This is a genomic window from Paenibacillus andongensis, from assembly GCF_025369935.1.
In the GTDB taxonomy this organism is placed as follows: Bacteria; Bacillota; Bacilli; order Paenibacillales; family NBRC-103111; genus Paenibacillus_E; species Paenibacillus_E andongensis.
Map to the genome: position 1 here is coordinate 7526715 of NZ_CP104467.1, position 26843 is coordinate 7553557.

Below are 26843 nucleotides of genomic sequence, written 5' to 3' on the forward strand. Positions count from 1 at the left end.
AGTCCCCCTTTTCAAGATATAAGTATAACTTCTCTTCCCGAAAAAAGAGTCAAACTAAAGTTGTAAGCAGTATTAAATATTAATAAAAAAGCCATTGTCTTCTTCTTGTTTTATAGATATTTTTACAGTTCCCCCGCGTAAACTCGACATCAACCCGTGCCGTATCGCATTTTCTACCAAAGGCTGCAACATCAGCGGAGGCATCAGGATGTCCGGATCGGCATCCACATCATACTCCACGCCTAATCTGGCGCCGAAACGCGCTTGAATAACAGCAGAGCCACCGCATTAATCACGATATGAATACAATGGTTCTAAGTGGCTCCTGCGATTGAAGACCTTCTAACCAATAACACCGGTGCGATTCCAAGATAACTGTAATAGATCATGAGGATAAACGTGATTTGGAGCCTCTTGTACTTCCTGGTTTTTGCGAAACGTTCTTGAAAGAACAGGATAACCGGCATGTGAAAAGTAGGGACTCAAAATCCCATTAATCAGGAAGTAATAATACTTCCTCTTCCCGCAAAAAGAATCAAACGAAAGTTGTAAACTAATAAAAAATAAAACAAAGCCAACTCCCCGGCCTTTTCAAGGTCCCGGACGTTGGCTTTGTTTTCACATTGATTAATTATTCGAAGAAGTTCAGCTCCCGTGCCTTGGCAATCGCCTGACCCCGCCGCTTCACCCCGAGCTTGCCGTACAAGCGGAACACATGGCTTTTGACTGTAGCCTCCGTAATCCCGAAACGAATAGCGATTTCTCCATTGGACATACCGGCCGCGAGCGCATTCAAAATTTCTTTTTCGCGATTCGTGAGCGGCTCGATTGCTGCGGCAGCTGCCTTAGCGGATTCGGCCGCTCCGATCCGATGTTTTTTCCTCAGCTTATCGAGCGTCAACGCCAAACGCTCCGCGGTAACGGGCTTCATCAAATAATCTAGCGCACTTATTTCAAAGGCTCGGACTGCATAATCGTCATATGCGGTCACAAAAACCACATCGATCGAAGCATCGAGCTTATGCAGCATGCCGGAAAGACTGATCCCGTTCACTTCCGGCATGGAAATATCCAGAAAAGCGACATGTACCAGATTCTCCTTCACATATTCACAGGCTTCGTGCGGACTCAGAAACGTCTGGCAAATCTCGATCTCGCCGCTCTCGGATAAAACATTTTTCAACCATTTCAGCGATAATAATTCGTCATCCACGATAATCGCTCTGAGCATGCGTCAGCCTCCACTCTGCTTGCCCGGCCGTGCGGGAATATCGAAAGAAACCTTCGTGCCAATTCCTTCTACGCTTTCAATCTGAATGCTTTTCCCGTAAAGAAGCTGATACCGTTTACTAATGTTCCAAAGCCCGATCCCCTCATCTTTGACATTGGACCCCAAGATTTCGTTCTGTTTTTGGGAGCTCATCCCGCAGCCATCGTCCTCAACGGCAAGGCGGACCACCTCGTCCGCACCTTGTTTAATCGATACTTTGACGGTTCCTCCCCGCAAATTCGACATTAGACCGTGTCTGATGGCGTTCTCCACCAACGGCTGTAAAATCAGCGGGGGGATAAAAACGTCCGGATCGGCTTCCACGTCGTACTCCACGCCCAATCTATCGCCGAAACGAGCCTTTTCGATATGGATATAAGCTTTGACCAGCTCCAGCTCGTTTCCGATCGTCGTGAATGAATCGAGCTTTTTGAAGTTGAAGCTGCCCCTCAAATATTGTGATAGGTTCAATGTCAAATTTTGCGCTTTTCGAGGCTCATCTATGCATAAAGCGGCAATGGAATTCAGGGCGTTGTACAGAAAATGAGGCTTGATTTGGGAGCGCAAAAAGGCGATTTCCGCATCCTTGACCTTCCGGATCATCTCCCTTATCGCTTCGTTTAGCGTAATGAAGAACAGCAAAGCCGCCACATTAATCACGATATGGATGTAGTGGATCCGAACGACACTGAGGAATGTAAGCCCTCTGACCAAGGATACCGATGTGATTCCAACAAGACTGTAAAGAAGCAGCAGCATAAACGCAATTTGTATCCTCTTGTACTTGTTTGCTTTAAGGAACATCTTTTGAGAGATCAAGATAACCGGCATACTGATCATTAGGGTCAAAGCAGTTGTATAGAGCCCCAAATCGACTCCGATCCCCCACCGGTACAGGATAATGGTGGCCGACAAAATGATGCCTGTGCCCAAACCGCCATACAATGTCCCCAATAGCAGCGGAATAATTCGGATATCGATGCGGTAATCGGGAGCCACAGGGGCAGGAAAGGACATACATAACACGATGGATAGGCCGAATAAGAGACTGAGAACGAGCTTTTCACGCTTCTGATCGGCCCTCTCCGCAAAAAAAATCTGATATGTAAAAATCAGCGTGGTAATAATCGCCAGCTGAAGCATAAAGTCCTTAAAAAAATCTAAGTCCATCCTATCACCTTTTTTGCAAATAATTTTCGCCACTATTCTATCTTATTCGACTATTCATTTGAAACTCCTGTTATTTTTGTCTTAGTCGTAAAGTTTCGATACAAAATGAAAAGTTTAACAAAAAAAAGATTACCCCTCAAGCAGTTCGTTCAACTACGTGAAGGATAACCCTATATACATATCATACAAGCACCAGTGTGCTCTTTCTCCTTTGTGCCATATGTTCCATCATTATATGTCGAAAAAAGCCCCCATCGGACTAACAGATGGGGTCCCGCCTTCATTATTATCCGACAACCAAACTATCCTGACTGGGGTTATCCCCTGCGGATTGTTTGATCTGTTTGCTTCTTAATTGTCCGCAAGCGGCATCAATATCCGTTCCATGCTCAAGGCGAACACTGCAGCTAATGCCCTGTTTTTTCAAAGTATCATAGAAAGCACGTACGGATTCCCGCTCGCTCCGTTGATATTGACTGTGCTCGTCCACAGGATTGTAAGGAATTAAGTTCACATTGGCAAGGTGGCGAATATGCTGGATGAGCTCCGCTAATTGCAGCGCATGCTCTCTACCGTCATTAACATCCTTCAGCAGGATGTACTCCAATGTAATTCTCCGGTTCGTTTTCTCCAAATAGTATTCGATCGCCTGCATCAATTTCTCAATCGGAATCGCTTTGTTTATTTTCATGATCCGGGTACGAAGCTCATTCGTCGGGGCATGCAGAGAAATCGCCAGATTGACCTTCAAATCCGAGTCCGCGAATTCGATAATTTTATTAGCAAGACCACTTGTTGATACCGTAATATGTCTGGCAGCAATGTCTAGACCTTTTTGATCTTTCACGACGCGGATGAAATCAACCATATTTTCAAAATTATCAAATGGTTCACCAATCCCCATCACAACAATGTGGCTGACACGTTCCTCTTTGGCCGCTTTGTCCAAATGAAACTGAACCTTCATAATTTGTTCCACGACTTCGGCGCTGGATAGATCGCGACTTTTGGCCAAAAGCCCGCTCGCACAGAAGCTGCACCCAATGTTACAGCCAACCTGCGTTGTTACACATACAGACAAACCGAATTTGTGTCTCATTAACACAGTCTCGATCAAATTACCATCCTGCAGCTTGAACAGGAACTTCATCGTGCCGTCCGCTGATTCTTGCCTTGTATGTTCCGTCAAAGTTTGAATGACGAAGTGCTCTTCCAGACTCTGAATACAATCTTGCTTCACATCCGTCATCTCTGAGAAATCCGTCACGCGCTTCCGATATAGCCAATCCCAGACTTGTAGTGCCCGCGATTTTTTGTGTCCATTTCCCTCAAGCCATGCAATCAATTGATCCAATGTTAATCCATAGATGGATTCTTTATTCATCGTTATCCTCTTTTCAAGACTTTCACATACAGTCCTATTCTACTAAGCAGCCGAAGCGTACCATCTGTTTATTATTGTGCCAAAAATCCTTCATGAACACAAGGGGAGCAGGAGGGCGAACCCGTTCCTTTATCTGCCTCTAATTTTACCATCCTTTATAAAAAATACGCTATTCTACTAATCTATTAATCCATACAGTTCCCACCGCTTTTACATAGGATAGGATAAAAGGAAGTGAGAAAACATGGCATCCAAAACTCAAAAACTCCCTGTTTATTTCAAAAAACAAGCAGTTCTGCTTAAAAAACGTCGTTTGCGTCCTACTCAAATCCCCATTATTCTAGCGACATGGTCTATTGAAGCAAATGGATTTAGAGGACTGCTAAACACTACAATCGCTCGTAATGGCTTTGTGACAGGAACGGTATTCGGGAATACCATTCGAGGATGGTATGACGTACCTTCGGGTAAAATTACTTTCCTAAGATTTGTGCCGGGCGGCAGCATCCCAGGAATAAACAACCAGCTTTATGAAGGTTATATTCAAAGGTCTACAATCAACCGTGGAATTACTTTTACGGGTTCATTTATTACAGTTGGTAACGGTTCAACAGCTCAGCTGAATAAATTTAGTTGGTTAGCTAGAGCTATCATCTTAGTATGAGATAAAAGTTAAGGCACCTCCAAATAGCTGGGGGTGCCTTTTTATGAATACATCCTTTCACATCCACAAATAATGTAACTAGTACGTCAAGGAGGCTAAAAAATGAACAATCAACGCGCTCAAGAGATTGCGGTTTCACCTGTCATGGTAGATGTCACTTATAATGGGACGCCAATCTACATTCAAAATGTCGACGAAAAGAATGAAACCGCCAGAATTTATCCTTTGGATCAACCGGAAAATGAGCAAAGTGTCCCTCTGAGCAGTCTAGTCGAGCGTTCTCAAATGTTGGAGATGGAAGACATTAAAATGATATGTCCATTGCCGTCGAATGATTGAAAAAAAGTAAGAAAAAAGAAAGAGGATACCTCGAGGTATCCTCTTTACTTCTGTTCGACACTTGATACAGGTCTATGAAAATTTAATGATACCTACCGAATGCAAGAATACACAAACGATGAGTACGGGAGCAACGACGCGAAGTAAGAACATCCAGGCTTTATACCAAAAACCTTTCAAACCCGCTTCTTCTCCAGCTTTTTTCCAAGCGTATCCAGTAAACAAGGTAACGACCAACCCACCGAATGGCATCAGAACATAGGAAGTAATGAAGTCCATCCAATCAAAAATGCTTTTACCTCCAGGATGGAAGTCCCCTAGCACGCCTCCAACAGAAAGCCCTGAAGGAACGCCTACCAAGAAGCAAAAGATAGATAAGATAATCGCTGATTTTTTGCGGCTCCACTGCCATTTCTGCATGGCATAAGCGACTGGAACTTCTAAGATGGAAATGGCTGAAGTCAACGCCGCAATGGCTAGCAGCAAGAAGAATAGACCGCCAAAGAAGAAACCAAACGGCATTTGTGAGAACGCTGCAGGCAGCGCCATGAACGCCAAGCCCACACCTTCACCAGGCTGAAGTCCGTAGGAGAATACCGTAGGGAAAATAACTAGACCGGCAATGAAAGCATAGACCAAATCACCGAAACCAATGGCGAGCGTCGCCGTACCGAGTGATTGTCTTTTATCCACATAAGAGCCATAGGTTAACATACAGCCCATCCCTAACGATAAAGAAAAGAACGCATGTCCCAAAGCAACGAGTGCAGACTCCGCGTCGAGCTTGGAGAAGTCAGGTTTCAAGAAGAAGGATACCCCTTCTGCTGCTCCTGGGAGCGTAAGCGAACGGACCATAAGAATTAACAAGATGATAAGAAAACCGGGAATCAAAATTTTATTGAATTTCTCAATACCACCTGAAACCCCTTTCGCAAGAACCCAGCCTGAAACCACCATAACAACGGCCTGCCAGAAAATAGGCCAGTAGCCTGAAGCGAATGAGAGGAACTTATTCTTATAGTCGGAGCCCTCTTGGAACAAGAGGCCAGTAAACGATTCTACTGTATAATGAAGCGTCCATCCCGCGACTACCGCGTAGTAGGACATGATCATGAAAGCGGTAAGAATCGATAATAACCCGAATGCTCCCCAGTATTTCTTGCCGGTCAAATTAATGAAGGATATCGAAGCATTCCCTCTACCGCCGCGGCCAATCGTCATTTCTGCAAGCAAAATAGGCAAGCCAACAATAATTAAACAAATGATGAATAACAGGAAAAAGGCGGCACCGCCATGTTTACCTGTAATGTAGGGAAACTTCCACATATTTCCTAAGCCTACCGAACTGCCGATAGCAGCCAAAATAAAGCCAGTAGACGTAAACCGCTCAACCGTTCCTGTTTTCTTGCTTGCTGCTTTTCCTGATGTCTGATCGTTACTCATTCTGAATAATAAACCCCTAACATTTTATGATGCAATAATGTTACTGGAAAATCCTTCTCACGTCACCTTGTAAAATTTCTCAAAGTTCCCAACAGCAGAAAATATGCCTTGTTCCTACCTATTCTTTATCAATCGCTTGTTGGATTCCATCTTCATAAAAATCAAAGACGAGCTGTTGTTTCGTACCTCTTGCCGCGTAGAACACATCCGATATCTGTTTTCCCTTGCGTCTTACCTCCCGTTCCAACCACTCCTTGGTCAGTCCGTTATTCTCCAGGTTTTTCTCCATCATTTTGCCATCCATAATTAATTCTACTGGAAAAACTTGCCCGTTAGGATGAATCATCATATCCTTTTTCGTTACATATTGGTACTCGTCTTTTTTTAATACCGATAACTCGCCATTATCCTCAAGTACGGCATAGTCCACTTCCTCTATATTAAAAATCCCCTTTTCTCTTAAAGCTTGGTCTAATGAATCCAGTGTGTATCTTACTTTTCTCATGTTATCTTCAAGAATTTTCCCGCCTTCCATAAGTACCGTTGGAGAACCGGATATCCAGTTCCTCATTTTGCGGTTCTTCAATGCAATGACGGATAATAAATAGGACGTAACGGCAATGACAATGAGCGATAAAATCAAATGCGTTAGTTTTAATTCTTCATTGAATGCCAAGTTAGCGGCAATAGCCCCTAATGTAATACCGGTCACAAAATCATGAAACGTCATATTGGATATCGTCTGTTTACCAAGTACTTTGGCAATAAACAGAAGCAATAAAATAGCTAGAACGGCCCGAATCAGAATCTCCACGTAGACATTCATATTTATGCTCCCTCCTTCCCTGTCATTATCTCCTAAACGGGAAAGAAAAAACCAAACACGGGGGAGGCTAGAGATGTATCTACAACCTCTGTCTAAGGAGGAGAATTCTCCACTTATGTACGGAAAAAAGCCTCTGTGCGATGGGAAGCATTACCCATGCCTGACAGAAGCTTGATTCGTTATTTATATAACTTTACGAAAAACTCTAGTTATTCCAAATTAGCGTGCCGGTCCTTTAGTATACTTTTTGATACTATAGTACTTAAAAGTAGGTACTTGTTTTTAATTGCAATACCCTTAATAATAAATGGCGTAACTGTTAGTTGCAAATAGGAACTCTCGTAAGGGTTGTCTTCATAAAGGCGTTTAAAATATATCTTTGGAGGTTACAAGAATGACTCAGAAATTGTTTGATTCGTATGATCTGAAAGGTTTGCACGTAAATAATCGCATAGTCATGGCGCCAATGTGTCAATATTCGGTTACAGCCAAAGACGGGAAGCCGAATGAATGGCACTACGTTCACTATCTTAGCCGCGCTATTGGCGGTACGGGCCTCATTATCATGGAAATGACGGATGTTGACCCTGATGGCCGCATTACCGATTTTGACTTAGGCATATGGTCAGATGATCATATTCCGGCATTCGCTAGAATTATCGACGGTGTACACGCGCATAATGGCAAAATCGGGATTCAGATCGCTCATGCTGGACGCAAAGCAGAAGACGCGGCAGTTCCCATTGCCCCATCTGCGATTAAATTTCCAGGAGCTGCTTACAAAATGCCGCGCGCCCTTACAACCGAAGAGGTCCAAGACGTGGTTCAAAAATTCGGTGACGCAGCCCGCCGTGCTGTACAAGCCGGTGTGGATACGATCGAGCTTCACGGAGCTCACGGCTATTTGATTCATCAGTTCCAATCGCCTCTAACGAATAAGCGCGACGATATTTATGGTCAAGACCTTGCCCGTTTTGGCGTAGAAGTCATTCAAGCCGTCAAAAAAGAAATGCCTGCTGATATGCCGCTCATCTTCCGCATCTCCGCAGTGGAGTATGCCGATGGCGGGTATGATATTGATCATGCCATCGAGCTGTCCAAAGCCTACCAAGCAGCAGGTGTGGATGCTTTTCATGTGAGCTCAGGCGGAGAAGGACCCGCTGGCGAGAGAAAACCAGGCAATTACCCGGGCTATCAGGTTCCATTCGCACGTAAAATCCGTGAGGCGCTGAATGTCCCCGTCATTGCTGTAGGTATGCTCGAAGATCCAGCGCTTGCTGAATCCGTTATCGGCAGTGAAGATGCCGACCTTGTCGCGATTGCACGGGGCATGCTGCGTGATCCGTACTGGGCTACACATGCAGCCATTACGCTTCGCAATGAACCGAATAATGTTCCAAAACAGTATGCTCGAGCTTACTGATATGAAAAGAGAGGGGCTGTTTTCCCGAAATAGTGCCTCTACGTTCTCTACGTTCCGCAAACTAGTGGCCGGGTGGCTTTCCTAAGCAATCGTCAAAACAAAAAATGAGAAGGTAAGAGTACCTTGCCTTCTCATTTTTTTGTTTTCTGTGTCCCTAAATGTGGGGACAGCTCATCCCTCCACTTTTTCCCTTCGGCAAAAATTCACAAAAAACCGTACCTCTTTACATTTCTTTTAAAAGAAATGTCTTGATTATACACTTAGAAAACTAAATAATATGAAAAAGGTCTTCTTGATCGGCACGAGTTGATTACGATTGGAGCTTTAGTCTACACAACAGAAAGGTTGGCTTTGACATCATGGAGTTATCACACCGCATTACCAAGGAACAAGCTGCCAAAGAACCGTTCCCCATCTCTATACTTTCTCTTACCGTTGGCGCCTTTGCCATTGGAATGACTGAATTTGTCATCATGGGGCTTCTGCCTAATGTTGCTACTGATTTGCATGTCAGCATCTCATCCGCAGGACAGCTAATTACGATGTATGCTCTAGGGGTAGCTATCGGCGCGCCGATACTGACGGTTCTCACGCACCGAATCCCGCAGAAGAAACTGTTATGTCTGCTTATGATCTTATTTATTCTCGGTAACGGAATCTCTGTTTTCGCTCCAAACTATGCCATTCTGATGGGAGCCCGTATGATAACCGCATTGACACACGGAACTTTCTTTGGCGTTGGAGCTGTTATCGCTTCCAATCTTGTGCGCCCGGACAAGCGGGCCGGGGCCGTTTCCATTATGATGGCCGGTCTCACCATTGCCAATATTATCGGCGTTCCTCTGGGGACATTCATCGGTCAACATATGGGGTGGCGATCCTCATTTGGCGCGATTGCAATCATGGGAATCATTGCACTAATCGGTATTCTTATCTTTATCCCGCAAATTCGGCATGACAAACCTGCAAGTATCGTTAAGCAGATTAGCGCTCTCGCCAAGCCCAAGCTTCTTCTATACCTGCTGATCGGAGCACTAGGCAACGCCGGCTTATTCGCCGTATTTACGTATATTACGCCACTGCTGGTGCAGGTCACTGGTTTTGCTGAGCATAGCGTAACTTGGATTCTAGTCCTCTTCGGTTGTGGAGTAACCATCGGCAATATCGTCGGCGGGAAGCTTGCGGACTGGAAGCTGATGCCTTCCATACTGGGACTTTACCTTTCGATATGTGTCCTTCTCACTCTCTTCACCTTTACCATTTATAGTCCAATCGCTGCCGTATTGACTATTTTCCTGTGGGGAGCTGCTTCCTTCGCTGTGTTTCCTGGGCTGCAAGTACGAATCATGAGCCTAGCACAGGCGGCGCCAGCACTTGCCTCTACCTCCAGCCATTCTGCCGGTAATCTAGGAAATGCATCTGGCGCTTTCATTGGGGGATGGGTCATTACACATCTATCCATCACATCCCTCCCTTGGGTCGGCGCTATACTCGTAGGACTGGCGCTGGTCCTAGGATTTGCTTGCTATCTCGCAGAGCGTAAGCCTGCTAAGGCTTAATCTTATACCTATCATGATACAAAGAGGCACCCCGCATGGCGCCGAACACGATCAATTTCATTCCGCTTTCCCCCCAGTGAGCTCCTCAACCAACCAAGAAACGATCGCTTTCTGTCCGGCTATGGATGGATGGATACCGTCCGGACCGATCAGTTCAGGTGCTGCTGGGAATCGGGTTGCTAATTGCGTATCGACAACAATTTCCGGCTGTCCACGGATCTTATCGCCGATTGCGATGATGTCATCATTGCGCCAAACAAGCTGCCCCCGCTGAAAATGCGGATTCATACCCGCTCGCTTCTCGTCGAAAGTCGGTGGTGTTATCCAAACCCAATGCGCCTTGGTCTGCGCTGCGGCGACATATCGGATTGCCGACAAGTTTTTAGCCGTCTCTTCTAGGCTAACCTGCGTTTTGGTCGGCTCCGGCCCTATACGCAGCACGTCGTTGCCCCCGATCATGCAAATGATCCAATCGGGCTGTTTGGCCATAACTCCGCTAAAACGCCCAAGAATCTGTGTGGATGTGCTGCCCGAAACACCTTCGTTGATGATGCGAATCCCGTCATGCGGCCGCCGCTCCAACAGAAGGTGACGCAAGATCTCCAGCCAAGAAAGCAGATCGTCGGTCGTACTTTCTCCAACACCGATGACCGTCTCTCCCGGTTTAAAGGGCAACTGATCAACACGGTCAGCGAAACCTTGATCTTGAAGCAATTGAATCGCCGCTTCATGCGCCTGATCTTCCAATTGCCGTTTTACAGCAACATAGCTTTCCATATCCATTCCGTAAAGTGCCGCTATCAATTTCTCATCAAGATTGCTCGCGAAGCTCAGCATCTTATCAGGATGTTGGAACTGAACAAGCTTTGTCCATAGAGGATTCATCGTAGGTTCCATCGGTTTGGCCGCTCCTTTTCTTGTTCCATATTTTATCTGCATAGACTTTACCCTCTAGGTATTCGTTTCACGGTTGTGACCGAACCCCAGAACAACAGCAGCGCAATAACAGGATGAAACGCCGCCAACACAAAGGCGGATGTAAAGATCTGAACAGTAAGAAACTGAAATATGACCATACCGAATAAACCGAGACATAACCAGCGAACCTGTCCTCGAATTCTCCCAACAAACGTAAGCAGGAACATCACTAAGGGAGTCAACGCGAATATCCGCACAAACATCTTGTGTATTTCCCAATCGGCCGGATCCATGAAGCTGGCCAAGCCGGCGATGAAAACCTGTACGATGATGCAAAGTAAGAACGCCCAAGCCAGTATTTCATAGAAAAGACGCACCCCTCGAACGATTATCGGCAGCCGTTGGGTATTCGCAGCATCCACCCCGGTAGAAGCCCCCTTGTTTTCTATACCGATTTCCATACTCCCCTCTCCTTTCCAGTTCGTTTTACATTTCTCAACTGCTCTTATACTAACCGTTAATCCTCACAAAACAATGCGGGATAAAGTCACAAAACGATCAACAAAGGATACCAATTCTGTCAAAACGGCGATTGGTGATTTTTCATGTGATACAATACAAGCAAGACCCTTCTTGAAGTAGAATATTGGAGGTTTACCCATGAACCGTAAGCGAACGGTATTGATCGTTGATGATGATCGAACCATCGTCGAATTGATGCGAGACTTTCTCGAAGATGAACAATTCGGGGTAATCGGATCGTTTGACGCTGGGGAGATTATGGAAATATTGAATAAAACGAGCGTGGACTGTATCCTCCTTGACGTCATGATGCCCGGTCAGAACGGCTTTGAACTCTGCCGACAAATCCGCCGTATGAGCGACACACCTATCCTTTTCTTCAGCGCACGAGGCGAAGACGTGGATAAAATACGAGGTTTGAGTTTAGGTGGAGATGATTATATTGTTAAATCCGCTACCCCCGAAGAGGTCGTAGCACGCATAAAGGCCGTCCTCCGTCGTTACAGTAATAACGAAAGAGAGCAGAAGCTCGAATTAAGTTTCGACCGGCTAGTCATCGACTTAAAAGCACATGAAGCAAGAGTTGAAGGTAAGCCGGTTCCTTTTACTCCTAAGGAATTCGATATATTGCGTTTATTGGCGGAAAACCCTCGTCAAGTCTTTACTTATGATCAGCTGCTCCATCGATTTTGGGATGGGATTGGAGACAAGCATACGGTCACGGTTCATATTGGCCGTATTCGTGAGAAGATTGAAGACGATGCCAAAAAGCCTACACTCATTACAAATGTTTGGGGAGTCGGTTACCGCTTTGAAGGAGTGCCCAGATGAAGACGTTAAAAATACGCCGATTGATGCTTTTCGGCATGTTGATCATCCTCGTTATTCCCCGTTTATTCTATGAAATTCCAGGCATGCTTGATCGGTATGTATTCGAACGAAACCTACAGACGCAGCAACAAATTGCATTAACTACGGTAGTAAGCGAGTTGACAGCGAACATTTCCTTTTGGAGGGACGCGAGTTGGCAATCGGCGCTGCGCGAAAAAACCATTCCTTATCACATGGGAGTCTTGCTTCTGGATTCTGCAGATCGCGAGATTTTCCGTTCCGCTGCCATCGAATCCGGAGCAAATCCAGCTCGACAAGCATCTGTTGTGGAAGGAGGGCAGTTGCTGGGGAATGTGCTCTTATACATGCCAGATCAAGGTAGAGGTAGCGTTACAGCCACTATTTGTGCCGTGCTCTCTGCGATACTTGCTATCCTATTTATCGGGTATCAAATGGGCCAAGTGGTCGTAAAGCCTCTCGAAGCCATGAGTGCAGCAGCAAAACGGATTGCCGGTGGTGATCTAGACTTTGAACTGCCCGGATCGACCGTCGCGGAAATCGCTGATGTACGTGCATCCTTCCAAGCGATGGGTAACGGACTTCGGGAGTCGTTAACACGCCAGTCCAAGCTGGAGGAAGAACGTCGGTTCTTTATCAGTGCGATCGCTCATGATCTTAGGTCGCCGCTGTTTGTTCTGCGTGGTTTTTTGACTAGGCTGGAACGGGGACTTACCGATAATCCGGAGAAAATTTCCAGGTATATCACGATCTGTTCCCACAAGGCTGAACAACTCGATCGCCTAGTCTCGGATCTCTTTGCGTACACGAAGATGGAATATATGGGGCAAATCCAACGCTTAGAGCAAGTAGAGTTCAACACATTGCTATCTGAAACACTGGATGATTATCATGCTATCGCCCGGGAAAAACAATTGGCGATCGTTTATGATCCTCCGGATGAGCCGTGCATGCTTCAAGGTGATGCCCATCTACTTAGCCGTGCGGTGAGAAATGTGCTCGACAACGCTCTCCGGCATACCCCGTCTAATGGAACAATTAAAGTGAAGTGTTACATGGAGAAGAACCAGATCTCTTTCATCGTTGAAGATACGGGACCGGGTATTGCCGATCAAGATCTACCTCATATCTTTGAACCTTTCTATCGAGGAGACGAATCAAGAAATCCAGACAGCGGGGCGACCGGGCTTGGGCTTACGATTTCACGCCGAATTCTACGGGCACATAGCGGGGACCTTATCGTTCAGAATCGATCAACATCAGGAGGCGCAATTTTTACAGGGTGGATTTCATGACTTGATAGAAACAAAAAAAGAAAGGCTCTACTCCGATTTTCTCTAAAGAAAACGGAATTATGACCTTCCTTTTTTGCATGCCATCCACAAATTGATAACGAATGATCAACGCTGTTGATTCCCATAATTATAATTGTTTTGAGGGGGATACTGGTATTGAGGAGCAGCATGAGGATGACTTGGCATGTTGGAATACGAAGGATAGGCCTGCCGCTTATGCATTTCTGACACACATTCATCCGTAGGTCCAATGATAATGGTCTGATTATCTAGAGGTTTAAGAGTTTTCCTCAATAGTTCAGGATCTAAACAATACGTATGGGCAAGGACTTCTATTGGTGTTTTCGTAAGAATATCAGACCCGAAAATATACTCTGGATATGGCGCATCAAAGATTGCGAGCAAGTGGGTACCATCTTCTAAAGCCACTTCCCAATGCCACCAACCCTGTGGAATATTGGCCACTTGTCCAGGGGTTATCGTCACATTGGTAATCACATTATTAAAAGGATTAATTAGGGAGACCCTAGCCGTTCCCGTAATACAATAAACAAGCTCTGAGGCATTTTGATGATAATGTGGTTCAACAACACGTCCCTTGCTTAAATAAATATCAAGCAAAGAAACGTTACCAAGTGTGTTTAGGTTTTCTCGTCCCAATCGATTAATAAAGTTTTCAGCATTCCTAGTTTTTAATCGGTTTTTATTGATATCAAAAAAGTACTGAACATCGGGTTTTGTATATGCTATCTCAGGTGTAGTCACTTCGGAACAACTCCATTTCGCACGTGATCATTTAACTACATGGTATGCGTTAGAAGTTAATTCGTGACAGATGACTAGTTTTGCAGCCGCTGTTGCTGTTTAATTGCAAAAAAGAACCTCAAAGCTCCTTTTTGTGGAGTTGGGGTTCTTTTCGCATGATAGATGGGACATGTTCCTATCCCCACCTATCCAAAGGGAACGAGGAGGCGTTATTTCCTGAGATTTGCTCAAATTTCGGTTCATGCGGAACGAGGAGACGTTATTTGATCCATTTTTGCGCCTGCAGCGTGTTTTTTAAAGAAATAAGGTATCCTCGTTCCGCGAGATGCCTGGTTAGCTCTCATTTGCTCAAAATAGCGAATCGTTGTTCCTTTTTATGGGTGAAGAGGATCGCAACAACCGCCATATCGTGCCATAAAGAGCACTTAGGATTCGGGTGTGCCCGGCAAAGTTCTGTATGAGATGCCCTCTACTTCTTTGTCCTTATTCAAATTAGTGACTTTCTTCGAAGACCACAAGGCCTCGATTTCCTCCAGCGATCTTCCCTTTGTCTCGGGCACTAGACGCCAAGTGAAAAAGAATGTAACCAAGGACATGAAACCGAATATCCAGAATGTCACCGCGGGTCCTGCGGAGCCAAGCATCGGCGGAAAGGTCTGCGATACGATATAATCCGCTGTCCATAGCGCCATAGAAGCTATCGCCGTAGCTTTTCCACGAATACGGTTCGGGAAAATTTCGGACATAATCACCCACACGACAGGCCCAAGCGATACTGCAAAGGAAGCTACATACAATAAAATAAAGATGAGCACCAATGGCCCGGAAGGTTGTCCGGTGTGAAAGGCGGCGCCAATTACGACTAGGCAAACTGTCATCGAGGCAGATCCGACGAGCAAAAGAGCCTTACGTCCTACCTTATCGATCAGCCAGATAGCAAGAATGGTGAAGAGGAAATTAATCAAACCGACCAGAATGGTCTGAATCAGCGAAGCATTCGTGCCAGCTCCTGTTTCCTTGAAAATCTCAGGGGCATAGTACATAATCGCGTTAATCCCCGTAACTTGCTGGAGAACAGCCAGCCCTACACCTACAATTAAAGCAAGCCGCAAAGCGGGGCTGAACAGCTGGCGGATCGATCCGCTTTCCTGCATGAACGACTCCTTGATATCCAGTACTTCCTGTCTGGCCAATTCGTCGCCGTGAATCTTAAGCAGAATCGGAAGAGACTCTGCTGCTCTCCCCTGCTTGATCAACCATCGCGGACTTTCAGGCACAAAGAAAAGCAATACTAAGAACAGCAAGCCGGGAAGAACCCCGAAACCAAACATCCACCGCCAAGCTGTTGAAACGTCCCACGCGTCGTTACCATATCCCGCAATGCCCATGTTAATGAAATATACGAGGAAGATACCAGTCACCGTCGCGAACTGATTCAGGGCCACTAGACGGCCGCGATACTTGGCAGGCGCTATTTCCGCGTTATAAAGAGGACATAGCGTTGAGGTAATCCCAATCCCAAGTCCACCAATAATACGGGCAATAATATAACCGGTGAACGTGTCTGGAATGGCGGAACCGATGGACCCGATAATAAATAGGATCGCAGCCATAATCAGCACTTTTTTCCGACCGAACTTGTCCCCCAACATACCGGATCCTGCGGCTCCAACGATACACCCGATGATTAAGCTGGAGACCGCCCAGCCCACTTCCACCTCACTGAGGTCGAAACGTTCTTTCATAAAACCGATTGCACCCGACACAACAGCTGTATCGAATCCAAATAATAAACCGCCTAAAGCGGCAACCATTGAAACTAGCGTAACAAACTTCATGCTTACTTGTTGGTCTTGATGGTTTATATGTGAGCTCATAAGCGATTATCCCTTCTGACTTATCCGCACCCGCGTGCGAGTCTTTTATCGTAAAAAATCGTAAATCTGTCTAATGCGAGACTCATTATACCATGGGTTTTGTTCAATTCAGGGGCCAATTCCCTTCACTTATTTGTTGATTACAAGCATAATATTGATGCCTGTCATTCTCCGTCGGAGATAGGGCGACAGACTAGCATATTTTTGTCCCGTAAAAACAAAAAAGTCCATGCTGCTCAGCATGAACCCTCTTTTATACTTGACTGCGGTATTCGGTAGGCGTTACCCCAGTTACCTTTTTAAATACTCGGCTGAAATAGTTAGGGTCTTTATAACCCACCATATAACAGACTTCCTTTAGGCTGAATTGCCCGTCCCTTATGCATTCTTTGGCCCTTTCGATCCGCAGCCTTGTCACATAATCGATGAAGGTTTCTCCTGTTTGCTGCTTGAATACTTTACTGAAATAATACGGGTTCAAGTGGACATGTTCCGCCACATCTTCAAGGGATAGCTCCTCGCGGAATTTCTCTTGAATGAACGTGATGGCGTTGTCTAGGACACTCCATGTTCGCTGCTCACGCTCCTCACGGATTCGTTTGATGGCCAATTCCACGTAAGTACGTTCAGATGTGTTGTCTGCCATCAACTTATCAGCCGTTTCACGCTCACCTTCTAGGGATTGCATTTTCAAATCCTCAAAAGAGCAAAGGTTACCCCACTCTTTAGGATACGTGGATGCGAAGACGGCTTCAAAATACGATCTCCTTATTCCCTCCATATCCACTTGGACGGACCCGATGCCTACATTAGCGTCTATGCTGCGCTGTTGGCGGAGTGTCTCGACCAGCTTATTGCCTAGGAAATGAGCCTCTTCCCGCAACACCTCATCCTTGATTTCAGCCTTCTCGAGTAGAAAAATGACCATGTGCCAATGGACCATGGAACTGACCACACAACCGACCCTATTCTTGATAAATCCTTTGGCGAAATTTTTTACCGTTTCGTAAAGCTTTTTCTTCTCGAGGCTTAATTCCTGTTCGGATGTATGCCCGAATTCCGGCAAGGCGAGTACAAGCGCACATCCTTTATCTATGGAAAGCTCGAGGATATCAGCCAGATACCCCACCTCGGTTTCATTCACCTGATCGGACATAAAGACCAGAGCCATTTCCGTTTCCGCCAGCGGGAGCAGCTGGAAGTACTTATCGCGCATGGCGAACTCCTCGTCGCGCTTTCTTTGGTCCTGATCGATTTCAGCTACCAACCGCTCTAGAAGTGCAACGATTTGATCGCGTTTAGCCGGTTTGATCAGGTACTCCTTTACCCCCAAGGAAAGGGCTTCTTTGGCATATTCAAAGTGTTCATAGGCTGTAACCAGAACCATCTTGATCTGCGGACTATGAGCCTTGATTTCCTTTAAAGCTTCAAGTCCTTGAATGCCCGGCATCCGAATATCCATCAGGACAATATGCGGCCGTAATTCATCTGCCTTTTGAATAGCTACGCGACCATTCTCTGCATGAATAATTTCAAACGTATTCGGCATCATGCGGGTAACAATCCACTCGATGCCTTCTCTCTCTAAAGCTTCATCATCTGCGATCAGTAGGCGATACATCTCCATCCTCCTTTCCTGCAGCAGGAATCCGGATGAGGACAGTCGTCCCTCGGCCCGGCTCGCTGTGAATATCTACAAGATTCTTTTTTCCATAAAATAATTCAAGTCGTTTAAACACATTGCGCGTCCCTAACCCCGTAGATTGTCCTTTTTCTTGGTCAGGCAGCGGTGCGGATTCGAAGTGAAGCAGAGACTCACGGACCTCCTCGCTCATACCGATCCCATTATCTGATATGGCAACCCTTACCTCACTAGGCCCGCATGCAATAACCAGCTTAATCTCCGCCCCTTCTTCCATTCCCTCAATACCGTGGACAAAAACGTTCTCTAGTATCGGTTGCAGGGTTAGCATGGGAACGTACACATCCAGTCCGCTCTCATCAATATCCGTTACGAACTGAATCCGGTCGCGAAAGCGGGCCTGCTGGATAGTAAAATACTCTTTGGCATGCTCGACCTCATCCCTCAGCGTCACTGGACGATCCAATTTTCGAAGATTATACCGAAGAAGATTGGACATAGATACCGTAAGATCGCTTGTTTTCTCAGCACCCTCAAGCAGAGCAAGCTTGGATATGACATTCAAGGAATTAAAGAGAAAGTGCGGGTTGATCTGATTTTGCAAAACTTCCAGCTCCAATTCCTTAACCAGCTTGTCCTTTTCCAAGCTTTCTTTCTCTTTCATAATCAGATCTTTCAAATTATCTTGCATGCGCCCAAAAGCTTTAGACAACATACCAAACTCATTATGCTCGCTAACCTGCGGAGGGGGCGCTTGCAAATTCCCGTCTGAAATTTGTTGAGCTGTTAAGGCCAACTGCTTGATCGGTCGGGTAATACCTAGGGAGATCCAATAAGCAAACAAGACACTTATCAGTGTATTCAAGATAAAGATAGCGACTCCCCAATGATTCATAACTTCTGTTTGAATAAGAATTTGTCTGTAAAAAGGCTGATAATAACTGAGTTCCAGGTCAATAAGATGATGTCCTTCTGCTTGGATGAACGCCGCTGTCTGCTCTGCCTCTTCGTAGAAAGCCGCATAAGCCAAAGAGCTTTGGCTATTTAAAGCCTCTATGACTCCCGCTTCTTGCCCTATAAAAGTATCGATCATATTACGATAGCTGCGGACTGTAAGATCCGTAGTTGGAATAGTCGTCCCCTGTGCAGACAAGCTTTCCCGCAGATGATTGAGCTCATCCCTCTGACTTATATAGGCCTTGCGGCTGTTCTCCGTTCGATCCATTAAGTAGACATTCAGAGCACGAAGATTCTCTTGCGTTTGTCCGGCAATTTGTTTGTACAATAATACCCGATCCAGCATCACATTATAGCTTTGCTGCACCGTTCTTCCACTTTCAAAGATGAAATAAGCGACCGCGTTATTCAATATAAAAAGCGCCGGAATGACAACAAATAGCATTCTACGTATATTCATGGGCTGCCCACACTTGGCTTCAAATGGTTACTATCCAGAATATCCGTAGCGGTGAAGTGCTGGACGGGAATGGAGCCCCCTTTGAAAATTTCCGCTAACAAATGAACGGATTTGAATCCAATCTCTTTGGGATGTTGAACGATGGTAGCAAGGATTGCTCCTTGGGCGATGCCCTGCCTGGTTTCATCTAAGTCATCAAATCCGTACACGCTTACATCTGTTCGATTCGTTGCCTTCAATCCTTCCACGATACCAACAGCATCTAAGGAGCTAAATCCCACCATCGTCTGAATACTTGCGTATTGGTTTAACATAGCTTCAGTCTGCTTAGCTGCTTGAATCCGTGAAATATTCGATGAGCGGACGGCTACAATTTCAAATCCTGGCGTATTTCGAATAATGGAACGGAAACCCTCTAGACGCAGCTGTTGATTATCCGCCAGTTCGCTCCCGATAATGACACCGATACGGCCTTTCCCGCCACCAGCTTTCACCACCAGCTCTCCCATGCGTTTGCCTGCTTCCCAATTATCTGTTCCCACGTAGGCAAGTCGCCGGCTCTCAGGCTCATCTGCATCAACTGTAATCACTGGAATACCTTGATCGATAGCCTTGCCGATCAGAACATCGTAGCGCGGATCTTTTATCCCTTGGACGAAAATGGCATCCGGCTTGGCAGCAATTGATTTCTCCAGAAGATTCATTTGCTCAGCAGGATTAATGCGAATCGGCCCCATGTAATCAATCTTCGCACCCAGCTGCGCCGCGGCTTCTTTTGCTCCCTGTTCCACCGTTCTCCAGAATGGATTGTCGATCTCTTGAGCTATAAGCACAACGTGCTTGATACGTTTATCCTCTACCTTGCCCTGCTCCATTTGCCCGACCAGTTGATCAATCTTAAGTGTAGAAGATAAAAACTGAAATAGAAAATAACAGAATACTAGAAATATGCCTATCAGCCCCACAGTCCACTTTCTATTCGACATGGAGCACCCCCGAGGTTTAGTAAAAAATATAGATTTATTATACAGAGCCTGCCGATAAAACGGAAATCTCGTTTAGTATGCGATGATGAATAATTTTCCTATACATGGCAAAAGGTACTACTGACAATTTAAGGAAGGATGAATGGGGACAATGGACAAAGACAACCAAGAGATGACCTTAACGAATCGTCAAGGTCATCCGATTTCAGATAATCAAAACATAAGAACCATTGGAAATCGAGGACCTTCAACGCTCGAAAACTACCATTATATCGAGAAAATATCTCATTTTGACCGGGAGCGCATTCCAGAACGTGTTGTACATGCACGCGGTGCCGGTGCTCATGGCTATTTCGAGGCCTATGGCAAAGTGGGTAAAGAGCCTATTTCCACCTATACACGGGCCAAGCTTTTTCAAGAGGCGGGTAAACGAACCCCTGTATTTGTCCGATTTTCTACTGTCGTTCACGGCAATTACTCTCCGGAAACATTTCGTGATCCGCGTGGATTCGCCACAAAGTTTTATACCGAGGACGGGAACTGGGACTTAGTCGGCAACAACTTGAAGATCTTCTTTATTCGCGATCCGTTGAAGTTCCCGGACATGGTTCATGCCTTCAAGCCAGACCCCGTTACCAACCTGCAAAATCCAGAGAAGATGTTCGATTTCGTATCGAACTCTCCTGAGGCCACTCATATGATCACATTCGTTTTCTCTCCGTGGGGAATTCCAGCCAATTATCGACAAATGCAAGGGTCAGGTGTGAATACCTACAAGTGGGTCAACCAAGACGGGCAAGCCGTATTAGTCAAATATCACTGGGAACCGCTGAAGCAAGGAATGAAGAACCTGACTCAGAAAGAAGCAGAAGGCATTCAGGGTAAAAACGTAAGTCATGCCACGCAGGATTTGTATGAAGCCATCGAACGCGGCGAGTATCCGGAGTGGGAGCTCTGTGTTCAAATCTTGAGTGATGACGAGCATCCTGAGCTCGACTTCGACCCGCTTGATCCGACGAAGCTTTGGGATCATGAACAATTTCCTTTTTTACCCGTGGGCAAAATGGTTCTGAATAAAAACCCGGACAATTACTTTGCCGAAGTCGAGCAGGCCGCTTTCGGTACGGGGGTTCTGGTCGATGGACTTGATTTCTCCGATGACAAGCTGCTGCAGGGCCGAACCTTCTCCTACTCCGATACCCAGCGATATCGCGTGGGAACGAACTACCTTCAGCTGCCGATTAATGCCCCCAAAACACGTGTAGCCACGAACCAACGAGATGGGCAAATGGCCATCATGGTGGATCGGGCACCCGGGCAGAATCCGCATGTAAACTACGAGCCCTCTTCGCTTGGAGGGTTAAAAGAAGCGGTTCCTTTAGGCAAAGAACATCAACCGATGTATAATGACAAATTAGTCCGTGAAAAAATCAGCCGAACCAATGACTTTGGGCAAGCCGGAGATACCTACCGCAAATTCGAAGATTGGGAACGCGATGAATTGATTGCTAATTTGGTAGATGCGCTGAAGATATGTAAGCCAATTATCCAGAGTAAAATGATCGAATATTTCACAAAGGCCGATGCGGATTACGGTCGACGTGTTTCTGAAGGCCTTGCTCAAGCTAATGTCGATTCGGCACACCTCGGTTCCGATTCCGAAAGAGATGGCGCTGAAATGGCCGAGAACTCAGGAAAGCGAACCGATGGATATTAGAATTTAAACTTTCGAAAATGACCAAATAATACTCATAGAACTGTGACCCGAAAGATGGACTCTTTGAAAAAAGTGACCTCTCTCGGGTCTTTTTGCGTTTTTGCCATTTGAATTGTTGTAGAAACTACAACATTGGTAATCCCGGCAGCCTAGCCTTCCTCTTTTTTTGTTTCCTCGCTGTTTCAACGGAAAGTTTTTAGCTGCACCCGTGGCATTAGACCATACATTCCTACCCATGAATGAATAGTCTAGCTAATAACTAATCTTCCACCCATCTTAAATAAAGCGAGGTTGCCACATGGCAAATCCCTATACGAAACACCGAATTCGCAAGGTTACTCGCCGCTTTGGCTTGCGGCTGCTCCGGTCAGGCACGGTTGCATCCTTTTACAAAGAAAACGCAATTATTCAAGTACAAACGAATACGGGCACCTATGCCGTGAAACCCTTTTTTCGAAATACACTCCTCCGCTCGAGTACCCTTCATCAAATGAAAACAACCGCAGAGAATATAAAACTTTTGATAAATAGCGGATTCAGCTACATGCCCAAATGGCTCACTGCCCGTTCTGGGAAGTTATGGACTTTACACCACGGACGCCCCTTCTATATGACGGAATGGATAAAAGGAAGAAATCTGGAAACGAAGGAAGATTTTGAAGAGCTTGGCCGGGCCCTTGCCACTCTACATACAACATCCGGTGATCTCCTCGACACGAAAGGGCCCTTCACAAATAAACAAATCGAGTTATGGAAAATCCAAGATCGCCTCTTTCGTAGACGAATGGATAGAGCTATTCAAAAGCATGAGCGGAACCGCAGATGGTACAAAAAGTACGGAAAGCACTGTAAGCGCCTTACCGATCGGGTATGGGATAACTTAAACAGCCCCGAGATCGCAGATCTTTTGAAGAAGGAATCGGAACGTCCCACATTGATACACAACGATATTACTTCCCCTAATGTCATTATTTCTGAAAACGGCCAACTGTTCATTATCGATTGGGACCGTGTTAAAGTGGGCTCCATCTATGTGGATCTAGTGAAAGCGCTCATGAACACAACGCAATTCAATCCCGATTTCATACTAGCGTTGTTAAAAGGGTACGAGGAACGCCGTCCTTTAGACGCGACCGAACGCAAATTAATTTCGGCCTTATATGGATTGCCTCGGGAAGCTTGGCACGCTACTCGGTTCCCTAATCGCTCAAGAAGCCGAGAAATGCTCGATATTTTGGAGCAAACCTGGGATTCCCGGTTAAAAGCAATGGATTTATTAGAAGCATGGACAAAATCAATCCCTAAGGAGAATGAGCATGAAAATGTCCATGAAGTCACAGATTGAACAAATGTATGGTATAAAAATCAAAGAAACTCATCAAATCAAAGATATTTATCAGATACGGACCAAGGACGCAATGTATTGTTTAAAAAGCTACGCTTTCCCTGAAGACGAGGTCCGATTTATTACCCGTATCCTATCCTATATGGATGAGCGCGGCTTCACTCGTAGTCAAAAGGTTTCTCCTACGGTGGAGCAATCCCCCTACATGACTTATGATGGCCATTTCTACACGTTAACAAATTGGGTTGACGGAGCGAGGCCGGACTTTACGAGGAGGAAAGACTTAAAGAAAGGCATTCGAACCTTAGCTAAATTCCATTCCATAGCTGAAGGATTTCCAATAGCCGAAGCTCCGGAAGCAAGAATTCGATATTCAGGGCTGGATCACGAAATTACTGAATATAAAACCCTACTCAGTTCTTACAAAATTACCGAACATTTAGCAGCACTTAGTGAGGACGTACTAGACCATTTGCAACAACCCAAAGCGATAGAGGCCATCGATACGGAACAAAAGGCTTCCGCCTTTGTTCATGGCGATTTCAATTATCCCAATCTGATGAAAGACAAACGGCGGAAGCTGCATTTAATCGACTTTGACAACACGTCGCTCCACACCAGAATGAAAGATTTGTCCCACATTCTTCATCGAAACGCCCTCTGGGATAGTACGGAGATGCTTCGTTGGATCGATTATTATCAGAAATACCGTCCATTGAGTTCTTCTGATCTCAGCCTTCTTCATGCCCTTCTATCTGCACCTTATCATGTGGTCCGCAACATAAGGATTGGCGGAATTCGTCTAGCCAAAGAGATTATTCCGACAGTTGCGCATTTGAACAAGTATCAACGTGGGCTTAGGGCTTTGCTTTAAATAATCAAAAGGCACCCTTAGACAGGGTGCCTTTTAGTTGATTCTTATGTCAGCTATACCTTAGTTAGCGATTCTGCTCCATACAGGGTACTCTTCCAAGTACCCATATTCGTCCAATTCCCTAAGAGCCTTCCGTATGCTGTGTTCATCCTCGCCCGATTCACTAGACAGCTCCAATAGGTCGCTTAGGTTGATGTTCGGGTTCTCTTTGCAAAACGTAAGCAAGCCCTTAGCCGCCCAGGAAAGTCGATCGTCTTGAAAATCTCCCACCATGCGGCGGAATATTTTGTGCGAGACAATTCTCAGCTCCACGAGTTGCTGCAAAGATTTGGTCGCCTGCTTGATATTCATGCGACCGAGCTTAGCAATATCAGATAATCCTGGAATGTTCGATTCCGAAGAAAAACATTTCAAGACGATAAAGGTCATTTGTGTATAAATATCCATCCCGGGATGGTGAAAAACTTCATCTGAAAGATTAAAATGACGCGCTGCATCCTTTGCTTGTCCGTTGTCCATCTGATGTCCTCCTTTTCATTAGCATGGAGTTCACCTACTCATTATTGTTCCCATGATCATCCAAGGGTTGTGCCAGCTTACCCGAATTGTGCCGAGACTGCCGGAATATTTGCGCCAAGCTGAATTTTTTCTGATCCATGGCACCCGGGATCTCCTTCTTTGGCTGGTTGAAATCATCATACGCATCATGAGCAGGTTCAATAGGCTCTGCCGACTCCATGTGACTGTCGTTCTCTGCTAGAGAAGCGGCCCTATCCACGTCCGAGATCATTTCTTTCCCGGGAAATAATTCTGCAACCGGTCGCTTATTCGATTGCTCTTCACGAACATATCTGGTCAAAATATCCATGATTCCTTGACTGAATATGCCTTCCATTTTCAATTGGTTTAAATAGTCGATGACCTCCGGCGGAGTATCTGAAGGAATATACAGGGTAACATCCTTACCGGAGCGAACGTAAACGGTGGATCTCCGCTTTTTCAATCCGAACCGCTCCCACCCTCGGATACGCCTTCAGAATCGCTACTAGCTGCTGCGGTTTCGTCCTCATGTTTCAGCGCGTGGTCAAGCATGAGAAAGGTGCCTCGCACATTTCGGAATTGGCTGTGTTCCACGGTATCAAACTTAATGGGCAAGCCCAGCTCAGCGTTTAGCTTCTCAATCCAAGGCTGCAAAACGACCGCTCCACCGCCAATAAACCAAAACTCGTTGGCATATCGGACATGCTTCCAAGAGTTGCGGGCGTATTTCAGCACTTTTTCCGCTAAAATGCGCATGTGCCGGTTAATCAGGCTTGTCATGTCAAAAACAACCTTACCCTCGGCATAAATCTCATACTCTTTGTTGACCAGCATAAGGGTCAATTCCGCCGTGCTTGCGATCAATTCCTCGCCTTGCGAGTTAACCTCGTTGCGAATGCTCTCTAAGGCATCGTTGAGGTAGATCTTGGCGCCGGTTGAGTGCCGTTGATCCAGATCGAGGCCGGGTTTGAAAAACGCGATATCCATATCAACACCACCTACATCCGCAATGCCGAAGCCTTTGTGGGATAGATGCGATTTGGAGGTGGCCTCAAGGTCGTAAACACCGGATACATCGTCTATGCTGATATCGGTAGGAAGCGCAAATTCCATTTCTACCGTTATCCCTTTAAAAATGGGGGTTGTCCCGAAAGTAACGGAATGTACACCTCCTGTTATCTTATGAGCAAATTCCTCGCGGAATTTCGTTATTTCACGAATCGGCAGGCCCGTACCCAAGTTGACAGCGGCTTTAATCCGCTTTTTCCCCCGCTTAATGGCATCCTCATGTTTCTTGGCAATGGCATATGCCGCAGCCGTAAGGAGAGTCACCATCGTTTCAGGTCTCTGGGCCTTCTTTTGCACCGCTTTATCCCCTACGATTTCATGAATAATCCCTTCGTCACCGATCGCCAAGTTACCCACGTAAACATGTCGGTACTGATCGCTCTCTATCGAAGGCGATGTAATCTGAACGTCGAGGAAATCCAGAGGATCACCTTGTTCCATCAAAAGAAATCGTTCGCCAAACGGTTGCGCTAGTACATTAGGAAAAATAAAGTTACAGTCCAAATGGTCATAAATCACTTTAACGTGACTGCTGCCATTATCAATAGACAGCGTGATGGTAGTGGTTAAGACTTCATTCTTTGTCAAGTCTATTCCCCTCTCCGTAGGCCTTATTTGAGTTTATATAAAGATTCGCGCTACAAGGGCCAATTGAGAGGGTATTTGGAGTAATTGGTATTTTTAGCGGCTAACTGGAATGAACTTTAAATTGTAAAGTTTAAGCTTTAAACTTTACAATTTAAACGTTAAACTTTAAGATTCAAAAGTTAAGATTTGAGCTTTAAAGTTTAGTACGCCCAAGATTATGTTTATCTTTCTGAGACTTGTCTCATGGTCATTGGCCGAATAGGGGAGGAGCCTTTCTTGTAAGACTCTACCTGAAGATCAAAAACCCCTGCTCCCTTCGCAATAAAGGAAACAGAGGTTTTAATCCTATCCTATAAAAAAGC

Annotated in this window: 23 protein-coding genes and 2 pseudogenes; 9 read left to right on the plus strand and 16 right to left on the minus strand. The window is 45.6% G+C overall.

Features of this window, described 5'->3' with window-relative positions:
* Positions 1–72 precede the first annotated feature (72 nt).
* From NYR53_RS33760 to rlmN, 4 genes are all read right to left on the minus strand, one after another.
* The gene (locus NYR53_RS33760; RefSeq protein WP_261303309.1) at positions 73–240 is read right to left on the minus strand and encodes a hypothetical protein; all 168 of its coding nucleotides are present in this window, start codon (positions 238–240) and stop codon (positions 73–75) included.
* A 391-nt stretch (positions 241–631) separates the two neighbouring features.
* On the minus strand, positions 632–1231 hold the full coding sequence (locus NYR53_RS33765) for a response regulator transcription factor (RefSeq protein WP_261303310.1): 600 nt from the start codon (positions 1229–1231) through the stop codon (positions 632–634).
* 3 nt (positions 1232–1234) lie between these two features.
* The gene (locus NYR53_RS33770; RefSeq protein ID WP_261303311.1) at positions 1235–2440 is read right to left on the minus strand and encodes a sensor histidine kinase; all 1206 of its coding nucleotides are present in this window, start codon (positions 2438–2440) and stop codon (positions 1235–1237) included.
* 286 nt (positions 2441–2726) lie between these two features.
* Complete coding sequence (gene rlmN / locus NYR53_RS33775) at positions 2727–3824, minus strand: dual-specificity RNA methyltransferase RlmN (RefSeq protein WP_261303312.1); 1098 nt, start codon at positions 3822–3824, stop codon at positions 2727–2729.
* Between the two features lie 244 nt (positions 3825–4068).
* Between rlmN and NYR53_RS33780 the strand changes: the two genes are divergently transcribed.
* A complete protein-coding gene (locus NYR53_RS33780; RefSeq protein WP_261303313.1) occupies positions 4069–4488 on the plus strand; it encodes a hypothetical protein in 420 nt (139 codons plus the stop codon).
* A gap of 102 nt (positions 4489–4590) precedes the next feature.
* Positions 4591–4764: pseudogene (locus NYR53_RS33785) on the plus strand (small acid-soluble spore protein H); the annotation flags it as partial.
* A gap of 135 nt (positions 4765–4899) precedes the next feature.
* Here the strand turns inward: NYR53_RS33785 and NYR53_RS33790 are convergent.
* Entirely contained in the window at positions 4900–6270 is a 1371-nt protein-coding gene (locus tag NYR53_RS33790; RefSeq protein WP_261303314.1) for a sodium-dependent transporter, read from the minus strand.
* A 118-nt stretch (positions 6271–6388) separates the two neighbouring features.
* On the minus strand, positions 6389–7096 hold the full coding sequence (locus NYR53_RS33795) for a DUF421 domain-containing protein (protein WP_261303315.1): 708 nt from the start codon (positions 7094–7096) through the stop codon (positions 6389–6391).
* 394 nt (positions 7097–7490) lie between these two features.
* Between NYR53_RS33795 and NYR53_RS33800 the strand changes: the two genes are divergently transcribed.
* Positions 7491–8519 carry an NADH:flavin oxidoreductase/NADH oxidase gene (locus NYR53_RS33800; protein ID WP_261303316.1) on the plus strand — a complete coding sequence of 343 codons (1029 nt, stop codon included), beginning with the start codon at positions 7491–7493 and terminating at the stop codon, positions 8517–8519.
* Positions 8520–8878: 359 nt separating this feature from the next.
* Positions 8879–10078 (plus strand): MFS transporter, encoded by a 1200-nt coding sequence (locus NYR53_RS33805; RefSeq protein WP_261303317.1) that lies wholly within the window; start codon positions 8879–8881, stop codon positions 10076–10078.
* Positions 10079–10135: 57 nt separating this feature from the next.
* Here the strand turns inward: NYR53_RS33805 and NYR53_RS33810 are convergent, their stop codons facing one another.
* Positions 10136–11017: an SGNH/GDSL hydrolase family protein gene (locus tag NYR53_RS33810; RefSeq protein ID WP_261303318.1), complete on the minus strand. Its 882-nt coding sequence runs from the start codon at positions 11015–11017 to the stop codon at positions 10136–10138.
* A gap of 5 nt (positions 11018–11022) precedes the next feature.
* The gene (locus NYR53_RS33815; protein WP_261303319.1) at positions 11023–11457 is read right to left on the minus strand and encodes a DUF6220 domain-containing protein; all 435 of its coding nucleotides are present in this window, start codon (positions 11455–11457) and stop codon (positions 11023–11025) included.
* Positions 11458–11656: 199 nt separating this feature from the next.
* Between NYR53_RS33815 and NYR53_RS33820 the strand changes: the two genes are divergently transcribed.
* Together NYR53_RS33820 and NYR53_RS33825 are read left to right on the plus strand one after the other, a co-directional pair.
* Positions 11657–12349: a response regulator transcription factor gene (locus tag NYR53_RS33820; protein WP_261303320.1), complete on the plus strand. Its 693-nt coding sequence runs from the start codon at positions 11657–11659 to the stop codon at positions 12347–12349.
* The gene (locus NYR53_RS33825) at positions 12346–13662 is read left to right on the plus strand and encodes a sensor histidine kinase (RefSeq protein WP_261303321.1); all 1317 of its coding nucleotides are present in this window, start codon (positions 12346–12348) and stop codon (positions 13660–13662) included. The genes NYR53_RS33820 and NYR53_RS33825 overlap by 4 nt, the downstream gene beginning before the upstream one ends.
* A gap of 105 nt (positions 13663–13767) precedes the next feature.
* Here NYR53_RS33825 and NYR53_RS33830 read toward each other — a convergent pair whose 3' ends face one another.
* The 5 genes from NYR53_RS33830 to NYR53_RS33850 all read right to left on the minus strand — a co-directional run bounded on the left by NYR53_RS33830 (position 13768) and on the right by NYR53_RS33850 (position 20349).
* Positions 13768–14427 carry a cupin domain-containing protein gene (locus NYR53_RS33830; RefSeq protein WP_261303322.1) on the minus strand — a complete coding sequence of 220 codons (660 nt, stop codon included), beginning with the start codon at positions 14425–14427 and terminating at the stop codon, positions 13768–13770.
* A 425-nt stretch (positions 14428–14852) separates the two neighbouring features.
* Positions 14853–16304, minus strand: coding sequence for a sugar porter family MFS transporter (locus NYR53_RS33835; RefSeq protein WP_261303323.1), 1452 nt, complete (start codon positions 16302–16304; stop codon positions 14853–14855).
* 253 nt (positions 16305–16557) lie between these two features.
* The gene (locus NYR53_RS33840) at positions 16558–17925 is read right to left on the minus strand and encodes a response regulator transcription factor (RefSeq protein WP_261303324.1); all 1368 of its coding nucleotides are present in this window, start codon (positions 17923–17925) and stop codon (positions 16558–16560) included.
* Positions 17900–19363: a sensor histidine kinase gene (locus NYR53_RS33845; RefSeq protein WP_261303325.1), complete on the minus strand. Its 1464-nt coding sequence runs from the start codon at positions 19361–19363 to the stop codon at positions 17900–17902. The genes NYR53_RS33840 and NYR53_RS33845 overlap by 26 nt, the downstream gene beginning before the upstream one ends.
* Positions 19360–20349: a substrate-binding domain-containing protein gene (locus NYR53_RS33850; protein WP_261303326.1), complete on the minus strand. Its 990-nt coding sequence runs from the start codon at positions 20347–20349 to the stop codon at positions 19360–19362. Before NYR53_RS33850 ends, NYR53_RS33845 begins: the two co-directional genes overlap by 4 nt.
* 166 nt (positions 20350–20515) lie before the next feature.
* On the opposite strand from NYR53_RS33850, the pseudogene NYR53_RS33855 reads away from it, so the two are divergent.
* From NYR53_RS33855 to NYR53_RS33865, 3 genes and pseudogenes are all read left to right on the plus strand, one after another.
* Positions 20516–22066: pseudogene (locus NYR53_RS33855) on the plus strand (catalase); the annotation flags it as partial.
* Between the two features lie 298 nt (positions 22067–22364).
* Positions 22365–23411: an aminoglycoside phosphotransferase family protein gene (locus NYR53_RS33860; RefSeq protein ID WP_261303328.1), complete on the plus strand. Its 1047-nt coding sequence runs from the start codon at positions 22365–22367 to the stop codon at positions 23409–23411.
* Positions 23383–24285, plus strand: a complete 903-nt coding sequence (locus tag NYR53_RS33865; protein WP_261303329.1) for a YutH/CotS family kinase-like spore coat protein — start codon at positions 23383–23385, stop codon at positions 24283–24285. The genes NYR53_RS33860 and NYR53_RS33865 overlap by 29 nt, the downstream gene beginning before the upstream one ends.
* Positions 24286–24345: 60 nt before the next feature.
* On the opposite strand, the gene NYR53_RS33870 is transcribed toward NYR53_RS33865, so the two are convergent.
* The 3 genes from NYR53_RS33870 to NYR53_RS33880 are packed head-to-tail and all read right to left on the minus strand — an operon-like array spanning position 24346 to position 26481.
* Positions 24346–24804 (minus strand): hypothetical protein, encoded by a 459-nt coding sequence (locus tag NYR53_RS33870; RefSeq protein WP_261303330.1) that lies wholly within the window; start codon positions 24802–24804, stop codon positions 24346–24348.
* Between the two features lie 34 nt (positions 24805–24838).
* Positions 24839–25288 (minus strand): hypothetical protein, encoded by a 450-nt coding sequence (locus NYR53_RS33875; RefSeq protein WP_261303331.1) that lies wholly within the window; start codon positions 25286–25288, stop codon positions 24839–24841.
* Positions 25285–26481, minus strand: coding sequence for a ParM/StbA family protein (locus tag NYR53_RS33880; protein WP_261303332.1), 1197 nt, complete (start codon positions 26479–26481; stop codon positions 25285–25287). The genes NYR53_RS33875 and NYR53_RS33880 overlap by 4 nt, the downstream gene beginning before the upstream one ends.
* Between the last annotated feature and the right edge of the window lie 362 nt (positions 26482–26843).

What these genes read in the sequence shown, in the direction of transcription:
- NYR53_RS33835 (WP_261303323.1), bottom strand. Translation starts at nt 16,304, where the DNA reads ATGAGCTCACATATAAACCATCAAGACCAACAAGTAAGCATGAAGTTT.
- NYR53_RS33770 (WP_261303311.1), bottom strand. Translation starts at nt 2,440, where the DNA reads ATGGACTTAGATTTTTTTAAGGACTTTATGCTTCAGCTGGCGATTATT.
- NYR53_RS33790 (WP_261303314.1), bottom strand. Translation starts at nt 6,270, where the DNA reads ATGAGTAACGATCAGACATCAGGAAAAGCAGCAAGCAAGAAAACAGGA.
- NYR53_RS33815 (WP_261303319.1), bottom strand. Translation starts at nt 11,457, where the DNA reads ATGGAAATCGGTATAGAAAACAAGGGGGCTTCTACCGGGGTGGATGCT.
- NYR53_RS33840 (WP_261303324.1), bottom strand. Translation starts at nt 17,925, where the DNA reads ATGTATCGCCTACTGATCGCAGATGATGAAGCTTTAGAGAGAGAAGGC.
- NYR53_RS33765 (WP_261303310.1), bottom strand. Translation starts at nt 1,231, where the DNA reads ATGCTCAGAGCGATTATCGTGGATGACGAATTATTATCGCTGAAATGG.
- NYR53_RS33800 (WP_261303316.1), top strand. Translation starts at nt 7,491, where the DNA reads ATGACTCAGAAATTGTTTGATTCGTATGATCTGAAAGGTTTGCACGTA.
- NYR53_RS33820 (WP_261303320.1), top strand. Translation starts at nt 11,657, where the DNA reads ATGAACCGTAAGCGAACGGTATTGATCGTTGATGATGATCGAACCATC.
- NYR53_RS33850 (WP_261303326.1), bottom strand. Translation starts at nt 20,349, where the DNA reads ATGTCGAATAGAAAGTGGACTGTGGGGCTGATAGGCATATTTCTAGTA.
- NYR53_RS33845 (WP_261303325.1), bottom strand. Translation starts at nt 19,363, where the DNA reads ATGAATATACGTAGAATGCTATTTGTTGTCATTCCGGCGCTTTTTATA.
- NYR53_RS33865 (WP_261303329.1), top strand. Translation starts at nt 23,383, where the DNA reads ATGAAAATGTCCATGAAGTCACAGATTGAACAAATGTATGGTATAAAA.
- NYR53_RS33810 (WP_261303318.1), bottom strand. Translation starts at nt 11,017, where the DNA reads ATGCAGATAAAATATGGAACAAGAAAAGGAGCGGCCAAACCGATGGAA.
- NYR53_RS33870 (WP_261303330.1), bottom strand. Translation starts at nt 24,804, where the DNA reads ATGGACAACGGACAAGCAAAGGATGCAGCGCGTCATTTTAATCTTTCA.
- NYR53_RS33825 (WP_261303321.1), top strand. Translation starts at nt 12,346, where the DNA reads ATGAAGACGTTAAAAATACGCCGATTGATGCTTTTCGGCATGTTGATC.
- NYR53_RS33780 (WP_261303313.1), top strand. Translation starts at nt 4,069, where the DNA reads ATGGCATCCAAAACTCAAAAACTCCCTGTTTATTTCAAAAAACAAGCA.
- NYR53_RS33860 (WP_261303328.1), top strand. Translation starts at nt 22,365, where the DNA reads ATGGCAAATCCCTATACGAAACACCGAATTCGCAAGGTTACTCGCCGC.
- rlmN (WP_261303312.1), bottom strand. Translation starts at nt 3,824, where the DNA reads ATGAATAAAGAATCCATCTATGGATTAACATTGGATCAATTGATTGCA.
- NYR53_RS33795 (WP_261303315.1), bottom strand. Translation starts at nt 7,096, where the DNA reads ATGAATGTCTACGTGGAGATTCTGATTCGGGCCGTTCTAGCTATTTTA.
- NYR53_RS33805 (WP_261303317.1), top strand. Translation starts at nt 8,879, where the DNA reads ATGGAGTTATCACACCGCATTACCAAGGAACAAGCTGCCAAAGAACCG.